Raw genomic sequence first — 11,336 nt, 5'->3', positions numbered from 1 at the left:
GGCGAACGGACATGGAAACCTCCAGGTCAGGGACCGTGATCGGTTGGGGGTGCGGCCCTCGGCGGCGTGCGTGGTGACTGTGCGCCGCGGGCGGCTTGGGCGAGGGGGACGGGGAGGGCATCGCGGGGATCGTGACGATCTCCAGGTCGGAGCAGAGCCCGCCGAAACCGTTGGTCCCGTCGAGCACGTAGCGCGCGTCGCGCACCGCCCAGGGGGTCTCCTCCGGGGCGTGGTAGAGGATGACGCGGCCGTCGTAGGGCTTCGGCTGGTACGCCTCCAGGGATCGGGTGTCCTGGTGGGACGTGAGCTGGTGGGTGAGGGCCGCGGGCGGGATGTAGTCCACCAGCGGCGCCGCACGCTCCATGACCAGCGCGAACTGCGCCTCCTCGTCCAGCCCGGACAGCTCGTCGTAGGTGAGCGTGACGTCCAGGCCGTACGTCTCGTTGATGTAGTCGGCGAACGCGGAGAACCGGCGGGCGAGGGTGTCGGACTCGTCGTCGACGGGCAGCGGGATGCCGGCGTCGAACAGCGCGACGAACTCGACCTCGCGTCCGGCGGCGGTGAGCTGCCGGGCGGTCTCGTAGGCGAGGACGCCGCCGAACGACCAGCCGCCGAGCCGGAACGCGCCCTCGGGCTGCGCTTCGAGCAGGTGCTGGACGTAGCGGGCGGCGCGTTCCTCGACGGACGGGGCGTCCTCGAACCGCTCCAGGCCGTAGACGGGCTGGTCCGCGCCGAGCAGGTCGATGAGCTGCCGGTAGCAGGCGGTGGTGCCGCCGGCGGGGTGCGCGATGAAGATCGGGCGGCGGTCCCCGGTGGGCTTGAGCGGCCGGACGGTCTGCCGGGCGGCCTCCTCGTCGGCGGCGCGGATGACCTCCGCGACGTTCTCCGCGGTCGGGACCTCGAACAGCTCACCGCGCGTGACCTCCCCGCCGAGTTCGGCGGCGACCATCGCGACGACCTGGTCGGCCTGGTGCTCCTGGCCGCCGAGGTCGGCGAAGAAGTCGGCGGTGACGCCGACCCGGTCGAGGCCGAGGACGTCCTCGAAGATGCGGACGGCGAGCCGCTCGGCGGCGTCGCGCGGCATCACGTAGCCGGACTCGGCGTTCGACACGGCGGTGGGGGCGGCGGCGTCGGCGAGGCCGAGCTCACCGGACGCCCACTCCTCGAACACGTTCACGCTCGCGCCCTGCAGCAGCACGGCGGGCGGGACCGTGAGGCCGAGGTCGTGCTCGACGCCGCTCTTGATCCGGACGGCGACGAGGGAGTCCAGGCCGAGGTCGGTGAGCGGGACGGCCGGGTCGAGGCGCTCGGGGTCGAAGCCGAGGACGGACGCGATCCGGTGCCGGATCTGCGCGGCGATCAGCGTGCGGGCCTCGGCGGGGTCGAGGTCCTTGAGGGCGTCGACGCCGGGCCAGTCGCCCGCGTCGTCGGCGCCGCGTTCCGCCGCGGCCTCGGTCAGCGCCGCGAAGTACGGCATGTTCCGGATCTCGGGGAACAGCTCGACGGCCGTGACGGGGTCGAAGCGGAGCACGCCCGTGGCGGTCATGCCGTGCGCGAGGAGCGTTTCGAGGGCTTCGGCGCCCTCCTCGGGGCTGATCGGGTCGATGACGGTGACCGCGGTGTCGGCGGCGCCGCCGACGCGCGACCAGGTGCCCCAGCCGATCGTGGTGGCGGGGCGGCCGTGCGCCCGCCGGTACGCGGTCAGCGCGTCGATCGCCGCGTTCGCCGCCGCGTACGCGGCCTGGCCGGGCGAGCCGAGCAGCGCGGCCGCCGACGAGTGCACGGCGAACCAGTCGAGGTCGAGGTCCCAGGTGGCGTCGCTGAGCCGCCGCGCGCCCTCGACCTTCGCCGTCCACACCCTGTGGAGATCGTCGGCGCCGAGGCCGGCGATCAGCCGGTCGTCGATCGCGCCGGCGCCGTGCACGACGCCGCGCAGCGTGAGGCCGCCTTCCCGGGCGACCTTCACGAGGCGCTCGGCGGTGCCGGGCGCGGCGATGTCGCCGAGGACGACGCCGACGTCCACGCCGCTCTCGCGCAGCTTCGCGATCACCTTCTCGGCCTCGGCGCCGGGGCCGCTCCGGCCGGACAGGACGATCCGGCCGGCGCCGCGCTCGGCCAGGAGGCGCGCGGTGACCAGGCCGATCCCGCCGTACCCGCCGGTGATGACGTAGGCGCCGCCGCGCCGGACGATCTTCTTCGGCTTCGCGTCCCCGGCGGGGAGCGCGGCCTGGGCGAGGCGTGCCACGTACCGGCGGCCGCCGCGCCAGGCGACCTCGCGGGCGTCGCCGTCGCCGAGCAGTTCCTCGACCAGGTCGCTGGGCCGGTCCACGTCGACGAGCGTCGCCCGCTGGACGGTCCGCTCGAACGCCAGGACGCGGGTCAGCGCGGCGGCGAACCCGTGTCCGGGCTCGCCGGCCTCGCCGTCCAGCACGGGGACGGCGCGGTGCGTCGCGACGTACAGGCGCGGGCCGTCGGGCAGCGAACGGCTCGTTTCCGCGATGGCGAGCACGAGGTCTTCGTCGACGAGGTCGGCGGACGGGACGAGCACGACGCCGTCCGCGCCGGAGGCGTCGCCCAGGTCGCCGAGGTCGCCGATGCTTCGGCGGGCGGCGCGGCGACCGCGGCCTTCCAGCCCGGCGGCCGTCGCGGCGGCGAGCGCGTCGCCGTCCTCGGCGAGGATCAGCCAGGCGCCGTCGCCGTCGCCGGCTTCGGGGGCATCGGACTCGTCCCACACCAGTTCGACCAGCTTGTCCGCGACGGGGACGGGGACGTCGTGGCGCTCGGTGCGGCGCAGCACGAGGCCGGTCGCCTCCACGAGGACCTCGCCGTCCGCGCCGAGCAGCAGGACGGTCCCGGTCATCTCGCCGTCGTCCTGGACCGCCGCCACGCGGACGTGCCCGCCGCGATGGGTGGGCCCGTGGACGCGCAGGCTGCCGATGGTCTCGGCGAGCCAGACGCCGCCGCCCGCGACCGCCGCCGCCTCCGCCGACAGCGCGGCGAGGCAGCGGTCGAACACCTCGGGGTGCAGCCGGTAGTGCCGCGACCCGCGCTCGGCGCCCGCGACCTCCGTCGCCGCGCCGTGCTCCGGCGCGGGGGCGGGACGCGGGTCCTCGCCGACGTCCGCGCTGGCCAGCCGCGCCCACGTGCCCGCGGGCGTCAGCGCGTGCACCTCGACGCGCTGCTCCTCCTCCGCGAACGTCGTCGTGACGGTCGTGTGCGCGGCGAGCGCGAGCGGGCGCTCTATCCACAGGCTGTTGACACGGACCGCGTCGGTGCCGAGCGCCGTCGCGCCCGCCGCGAGCGCCATCTCCGCGAACGCCGCGACCGGCAGCGCGGGCAGGCCGTGTACGGCGAGGTCGCCCAGCCACGGCTGCGCGTCCAGGCCGACGTCGGCGCGCCAGGCGTGCCGGTCCTCGCCGGGCAGCTCGACGTGCGCGCCGAGCAGCGGATGCTCGTCGCGGCCGCCGCGGTTGCGGGTGGACAGGTCGACCCAGTGGCGCTCGTGCCGCCACGGCGACTGCGGGACGTCCACGATCCGGCCGTCCACAGGCTGTGCGACGGCGAGGCCGTGCGCGGCGAGCGTCGCGAGCTGCGCGTGGAAGGTCAGGGTGTCGTCGGTTTCCTGGCCCTTCGGCGCGCGCTTCAGCGTGTGCGTGACGAGGGCGCCGCTGCCGCCGAGGGTCTCGCCGACCGCGTGCGCGAGGATCGGATGCGCGTTGACCTCGACGAACGTCCGGAACCCGTCCTCGGCCGCCGCCGACACCGCGTCCGTCAGCCGGACCGGGTTGCGCAGGTTCGCCGCCCAGTACTCGACGTCGAGACGGGCGTCCGCGCCGTCGAACGCGCGCGGGTCGGGCAGCGCGGTCGTGTAGAGCCTGATGCCGTCGGCGAGCGGCGTGCCGGGTTCGAGACCGACCTCGGCGAGCTGTTCGCGCAGGTCGGGCAGCAGCGGGTCGACCTGCGGGGAGTGGCCCGCGCCCTCCGCCTGCACCATGCGCGCGAGGCGGCCCTCCGCCTCCGCGCGCTTCACGATCTCGGCGACCTGGTCCGCGTCGCCCGTCACGACCGTCTGCTTCGGCGACGAGTGCACCGCCGCGTACACCTCGGGCAGCCCGTCCGCGAGCCGCTCGACGTCCTGCGCGGACGCGCCGAGCACCGCCATCGCGCCGCCGCCGACCAGCTGCGTCAGCAGCCTCGACCGCCGCACGATCACCCGGACGCCGTCCTGCGGGGTGAGCGCGCCCGCGACGACCGCCGCCGCGACCTCGCCCATCGAGTGCCCGATCACCGCGCCCGGCACGACCCCGTACGCCTTCCACATCCGCGCCAGGCCGAGCTGGATCGCGAACAGCACCGGCATCGTGTCGGCCGGGCCGTCCGGCTTGCGGCCCTCCTCCAGCAGCGACCACAGGTCCGGGCCGCCCTCCTCGGCGAACAGGCCGTCCAGGTCGTCGATCGCCTCGGCGAACGCCGGCTCCTCCTCCAGCAGCCGCTGCGCCATGCCCGCGCGCTGCGCCCCGTACCCGGAGAACACCCAGACCGGACGTCCCGGGACGCCGAGCGCCGACCCCGTCACCACGCCCGGGTGCGGGCGGCCCTCCGCGAGCGCCTTCAGGCCCTCGACCAGGCCGGCGCGGTCACGGGCCGACACCGCCGCGCGGGACCGGCCGCGACCGCCGCGCCGGTGCAGCGTCCGCGCCAGATCGGCGAGCCTCACGTCATCGCGGGCCGGCACCCACTCCGCCAGCAGCGCGGCATGGTCGCGGACGCGGTCGTCGCTCGTGTCCGACAGCGGGAACGTCCGCACCACCGCCGGATGGCTCGCGACCTCCCGCGCCGGAGCCTCCTCCAGCAGCACGTGCGCGTTCGTCCCGCCGAACCCGAAACCCGACACGCCCGCGCGCGCGGGATGGCTCCGCTCCGGCCAGGGCGTCTCGTCCGCGACCACCTTCAGGCGCAGCTCGTCGAACGGGATGTGCGGGTTCGGCTCCTTGTAATGCGCGCTGGCCGGGATCACCTTGTGATGCAGCGCCAGGACGGTCTTGATAAGGCCCGCTATGCCCGCCGCCGACTCCATGTGGCCGAGGTTGCTCTTCGCCGACCCGATCAGCAGCGGCTCGTCCGCCGTCCGGCCCGCGCCCAGCACCTCCCCGACGGCCTTCGCCTCGATCGGGTCGCCCAGGAACGTGCCCGTCCCGTGCGCCTCGATGTAGTCGACCTCGGCCGTCTCCACGCCCGCCGACGCGTACACGTCCCGCAGCAGCGCCCGCTGCGCGTCCGAGTTCGGCGCCACCAGGCCGTTCGACCGCCCGTCCGAATTGACGCCTGAGCCCCTCACCACCGCGAGGACCCGGTCGCCGTCGCGGACCGCGTCCGACAGCCGCTTCAGCACCACCGCGCCGCAGCCCTCCGCGCGGACCATCCCGTCCGCCGACGCGTCGAACGCCTTGCAGTGCCCGTCCTTCGCCGTCGCGTCCGCCAGGTCGAACGTCATCGTCACCGTCGGCGACAGCAGCACGTTCACGCCGCCGGCGAGCGCCACGTCCGCCTCACCGCTGCGCAGCGCCTGCACCGCCAGGTGCGTCGACACCAGCGACGACGAGCACGCCGTGTCCACGATCATGCTCGGGCCGCGCAGGTCCAGCAGGTACGACAGCCGGTTCGCGATGATGCTCAGCGCCGCGCCCGTCGCCGTGAACGGCTCCAGCGACGCCAGGTCCGACGCGGTGAACGCCGCGTACTCCGGCGCCGACACGCCCACGAACACGCCCGTGCGGCTGCCGCGCAGCGACGCCGGGCCGATCCCCGCGTGCTCGAACGCCTCCCACGCCACCTCGAGGACGAGGCGCTGCTGCGGGTCCATCACCGCCGCCTCGCGCGGGGTGATCCCGAAGAACTGCGCGTCGAACTCCGCCACGTCGTCCAGGAACCCGCCGAGCCGCGTCGTCTTCGCGAGCCGGTCGGCGACCTCGGGGGACCCGTCGTCGAACGGGTCCCAGCGGCCGTCCGGCACCTCGCGGATCGCGTCGCCCCGGCCCGTCAGGAACCGCCAGTACTCCGCCGGACCCGTCAGGTCGCGGTCGCCGCCGGGGAACCGGCAGCCGATCCCGATCACCGCGATCGGCTCGTCGTCCCGCGCCGCCGCCCGCACCGGCATCGCCTGCCCCGCCTCCGCCTCCGCCGGATCGGCTCCGCCCGCCAGCGCCCGGGAGAGCTTGCTGATCGTCGGGTGCTCCCACACCAGCGTCGCGGGGAGCGCCCGGCCCAGCATCTGCTCGAGATCCCCCGCGATCGCCACCGCGTCCCGCGACGCCAGCCCGAACTCCTCGAGCGGACGGTCCGGGTCGACCTCGGCCTCGGCGATCCTGGAGCGCCGCGCGATCTGCTCGATCAGGTGCCGGCGAATCGCGTCCTCGGCGACACGAGGCTCGCCCTCCGCGTTGTCGCGCGCGGCTCCGGAACGATCGTTGCTCTGCATGCGGTGGGTTCCCCCCATGAAACCGGGATCGTTCATCGAAGCGGAGGGACCACTTTGTCCTACGGTGACCGGCTCACGATGCGCATCCAGACCACTTTTCTCCCCGGCTACTTGTCACGGTGATGACAAGACTCGGCAGTAACCAATGTGGCCTGATGGGATAGTTGAGGGACTCTGGCCTAACAGCGGGCCGAGTGACCGGATGCCAACCAATAGTAACAATAGCCACGAACGCTTTTAGGGGGAAGCGGCGGATTTCCCGGTGGCACGGGACCCCGCCGCGGGATCAGGTGACCCGGGGCCGATACCGATGGGCGCTGGCGGTGGTGGCCGTCAGCGCGTTCATGACCACCATGGACAACACGGTGGTCTTCACCGCGCTGCCCAGGATCATGGCCGACCTCGGCATGTCGTCCTCCGCCAAGGACTGGGTCGCCACCGGCTACATCCTCATGTTCTCCTGCCTGATGATCACCGGCGGGCGGCTCACCGACATCTACGGCTGCCGCGTCACCTTCACCACCGGCATGGTCGTCTTCACCGCCGCCTCCGCGGTCTGCGGCCTCTCCCACACCTCCGAAGTGCTCATCCTCGCCCGCATCGTGCAGGGCGGCGGCGCCGCGCTCGTCCTGCCCGCCACGCAGGTCATGGTCACCGTCGGGCGCAACGACAAGCAGCGCTCCATCGGCAACATCGTCTTCATCGGCGCCGCGTCCAGCGCCACCGCGCTCGGCCCCACCATCGGCGGCATCATCGTCGAGCATTTCCACTGGGGCTGGATCTTCCTCATCAACATCGTCCCCGGCATCCTCGTCATCCTGCTCGGCGCCGTCGTCCTCACCGGCCGCAGCAAGAACCCGCACGCCCGCATCGACCTGCCCGGCGTGCTCATCTCCGCGACGATGCTGTTCGCCTTCATCTACGGCCTCGAGGACGGCAACAAGCACGGCTGGGCCGACCCGTCCGTCCTCAGCACCTTCGCCCTCGGCGCCATCGCGCTCGCCTGCTTCATCGTCGTCGAGAGCTGGGCCCCCGACCCGATGATCGACCTGCGGTTCTTCCGCAACCGCGTCTTCACCGGCGGCCTCGTCTCCCAGATGCTCTACGGCATCGGGTTCAACGGCATGATGTTCTACTCCCAGCCGTTCCTGCAGCGCTTCCTCGGCTTCTCCCCGCCCGAGGCCGGCCTCGTCATGCTGCCCCCCGCCCTCACGATCATGGTGCTGACGCCCGTCGCGTTCCTCCTCGCCACCAAGATCGGCCCCCGCCCCGCCATCGGCGCCGGCATGGGCCTGATGGGCGTCGGCATGGTGCTGTTCTCCACCCTCGGGATCGGCGACGGGTACGCCGACCTCATGCCGGGCGTCCTCCTCGTCGGCGTCGGCGCCGCCCTCGCGATGCCGCTCGTCATGTACGTCCTCAAGGCCGTCCCCGAGAAGCGCGCCGGCGTCGCCAGCGGCGTCATCAACGTCATCCGCGAGGCGTCCGGCGCGTTCGGCATCGCCATCGTCGGCCTGCTCATCCAGACCGTCCCCGACGAGGGCGCCAGCGCCAAGGCCCTGGAGACGTTCCGGCAGGGCACCTCGTCCGGGCTCGTCCTCGGCGCCGTCCTCGTCCTCATCGGCGGCGTCATCAGCGGCCTCACCCTGCCCAGCCGGCGCGGCTGGCTCGGCCCCAAGCACGGCAAGCAGGCCCCCCTCGTCACCGAACCCGCCACCGCCGCGCGCCCCGAACCCGCCCTCGCCACCGCCACCGCCGCCACCGCCACTCCCCGCGACCCGCTCCCCGTCGTCCCGGGCCCGGACCCCGCCGGCGCCGTCCCGTCCGCCGGTCCCGTCCCCGAGCCCGCCCCCCTCATGACGGAAACGGACACCATGGCCGCACCCCGCACCCCCGGCCCCCACTGGTGGAGCGACACCCCCGACGACGACGCGCCCGCCGCCTGGCGCCCCACCCCGCCGGACGCGACGTCCCCCTGGCAGGACTGGGCCGACACCGCCATCCCGACCTGGACCAGCCCCGCCGAGGAGCCCCCGCCGCCGCCCACCAGCAAGTGGTTCGACGACGAGTCCGCGGCCCGCTCCCGCGGCACCCTCCCGCTGGACGCCGACCCCCTCGCCACCCTCCCCGACCGCTGGACGCCCGGCGGCTCGCCCCTCCCGGCCCCCACCCCCGCCACCGAGCCCATCGCCGCCGCCCTCCTCAGCGAACTGGCGTCCCGCGGCAAGAACCCCCCGCCCAACGAGCCAGCCGCGGACGGCGAGAACCCCGCCGCGCAGGACCCCGAGGCCGCCCCCGGCAGCGCGGCGTCGCCCCCGCCCGACGAGACGCGGGAAGCGAGCCGCCCGCTCGACGCTCAACCCGCCGGCGAGGCTCCCGGCCTCGCACCCGAAACGCCCCGACCTGATGCCGCGGACCCCGGAACCCCGGCGGCGACGGCCCCTCAGGACGACCTCGTCGCAACACCGTCGATCCACGTCCCGCACTCGGGCGGCACCAGCGAGGCGACGAACGAGCCGAGCGGCGCAGCAGGCACCGCGCCGTCCCAGCCGATCACGCTGAACTGGGAGACCCCCGACCCGCCAGCCACCCCGCCCACGCCCGCCCACGACGCGCCGCAGCCGAGCACCAGGCCCCCGAACCACGACGCCGCGACGACCGCCCAAGGCGAGCCACGCGAGGGCGATCAGCCGAGCGGCCTCCAGGGCGCGGGCGACTCTGGCCAGGCGGCAGAGGACCCGCCGGGCGCCGGGGCGTCGCCGCTGGTCGCGGCGGGCCAGCACACCCCCGACCCGCTGACGGCCCCGGTGATGGCCGCCCACGACACGGTGCAGCCGAGCACGACCAGGCCCCCGAACCACGACACGACAGCCGCCCGAGGCGAGACGCGCGAGGGCGATCAGCCAAGCGGCATCCAGGGCGTCGGCGACTCTGGCCAGGCGGCAGAGGACCCGCCGGGCGCCGGGGCGTCGCCGCTGGTCGCGGCGGGCCAGGACGTCTCCGACCCGCTGAGCGCCCCGGTGATGAGCGAGCCGGCGGGCGGGCCTCGCGGTGTGCCGGACGTTGACGAGCAGCCGCGTCACGTGCTCGGCGGCGAGCCCGGGGACGCCTGGGTGGCCGGGCGCGGAGGGGCGGCCGACGAGCCGGAGCGGGACGATGAAGTGGCGGGCGACGGCGAGGTGCCGGAGGTCGGCGGGCCGGGCTGGCCTCCGCCGCCGCCGGACGGATGGTTGTACACGCCGTACGTGCCCGAGGACGAGGAGCCGCCCGGCGAACCGTCCGCCAGTCCGCGCAGCGACGCTTGGTGAGGAGCCGCCGTGAGCCGAATCGTGATCTTCGCCGCGGGTTCGCGGGGGGACATCCAGCCGTGCGTGGCGCTCGGGCGGGCGCTGCGGGCGCGGGGGGACGAGGTCCGGCTCGTCGCGAGCGCGCGGTACGCGCCGATGGCGGTCGCGGCGGGGCTGGAGCTGGCCCCGCTGACGGCCGACCCGACGGAGATCCTGGAGTCGGACGCGGGGCAGGAACTGCTGGCCGGCGGCCGGAACCCGGTGAAGTTCCTCGGCGGGTTCCGGCGCATCCTCGGGCCGATGGCGGAACGGTTGCTGGGCGAGTGCCTCGACGCGTGCAAGGGCGCCGATCTGATCCTGGGCCCGACGCTCGGATTCCTGCCGGAGCACATCGGCGCGCATCTGGACGTCCCGCGGGCGCTGATCCACTTCCAGCCGAGCCAGCCGACGGGGGCGTTCCCGCACCCGTTCGTGCCTCAGGCGCGGGCGCTGGGGCGGTGGGGCAACCGGGCGAGCTTCGGGGCGGTCGACCAGATCGCGTGGCAGCTGTCGCGGCCGTTCATCAACCCGTGGCGGGACGAGCGGCTCGGGCTGCCGCGGCTCCCGCTGCGGGGCCTGCGCCGGGACGGGACGGCGGTGCTGGCGTGCTTCAGCGAGGCCGTGGTGCCGCGCCCGGCGGACTGGCCGGCGAGCGTGCATATGACCGGGTACTGGTTCCTGGACGAGCCGGAGTGGGAGCCGCCGGAGGAGATCGCGGCGTTCCTGGAGGCGGGGCCCGCGCCGGTCTACGTCGGGTTCGGGAGCATGGTGCCGAAGGACGCGGACATGACGGGCCGGGTCGTCCGGGCGGCGCTGCGGCTCGCGGGCCTGCGCGGCGTGGTGCAGGGCGACCCGGACGCGTCGGACGACCAGGTGCTCGCGGTGCGGGACGTCCCGCATTCGTGGCTGTTCCCCCGCATGTCGGCGGTCGTCCACCACGGCGGCGCGGGGACGACGGCGGCGGGGCTGCGGGCGGGCGTGCCGACGGTCGTGTGCCCGTTCTTCGGCGACCAGCCGTACTGGGGCGAGCGGGTCGCCGCGCTGGGCGCGGGGCCGGCGCCGCTGCCGTTCCGCGCGATGACGGTGCCGCGGCTCGCGCGGAGGCTGCGGCGCGTCGCCGAGGACCAGGAGATGGCCGACCGGGCGTACGAGGTCGGCCGGCGGATCCGGGCGGAGGACGGTGTGGGCCGCGCCCGCGACGTCATCGACGGGCTGCTGCGCTGAGCGTCAGTCGGAGCTCCACGTCCAGCCGTTGCCGTCGGGGGACGGGACGATCCGGCGCTTGACGCGCGGGGGCCGGACGGGCCGGGGCTGCGGCTGGCCGTTCGCCCACGGCGCCCACGGTGCCTGCGCCGGGCGCGACGCGGACGGGTGCGGGTCGCGGAACACCAGTTGCGGCCGCTCGCCGTCGACCGGTCCGCCCGGGGCGGGCTGCAGGACCGGCCGGAACGCGTCGTTCGCGTCGCGCACCGGGGTGGCGGGCGCGGGCGGCGGCACGGCGGGCTCGGGTGCCGACCGCGCGGCAGGCGCGG

General features: G+C 75.0%; 3 protein-coding genes and 1 pseudogene. 2 read left to right on the top strand and 2 right to left on the bottom strand.

From position 1 onward, the window contains the following. On the bottom strand, nt 1-6,478 hold a 6,478-nt coding region (locus F9B16_RS45130), incomplete at its 3' end, for a type I polyketide synthase (RefSeq protein WP_151546427.1). Between the two features lie 290 nt (nt 6,479-6,768). On the opposite strand from F9B16_RS45130, the gene F9B16_RS53245 reads away from it, so the two are divergent. Next, nucleotides 6,769-9,786 carry an MFS transporter gene (locus tag F9B16_RS53245; RefSeq protein WP_225992511.1) on the top strand — a complete coding sequence of 1,006 codons (3,018 nt, stop codon included), beginning with the start codon at nt 6,769-6,771 and terminating at the stop codon, nt 9,784-9,786. Between the two features lie 9 nt (nt 9,787-9,795). Beyond that, on the top strand, nt 9,796-11,028 hold the full coding sequence (locus F9B16_RS45115; RefSeq protein WP_151546426.1) for a glycosyltransferase: 1,233 nt from the start codon (nt 9,796-9,798) through the stop codon (nt 11,026-11,028). A gap of 3 nt (nt 11,029-11,031) precedes the next feature. Here F9B16_RS45115 and F9B16_RS51790 read toward each other — a convergent pair. Continuing rightward, nucleotides 11,032-11,336, bottom strand: a pseudogene (locus F9B16_RS51790) (hypothetical protein); the annotation flags it as partial.

Source organism: Actinomadura montaniterrae (genome assembly GCF_008923365.1).
Classification (GTDB): Bacteria; Actinomycetota; Actinomycetes; order Streptosporangiales; family Streptosporangiaceae; genus Spirillospora; species Spirillospora montaniterrae.
Note: the sequence above shows the minus strand (reverse complement) of the source record. Positions and strands in the feature narration are given on the sequence as shown.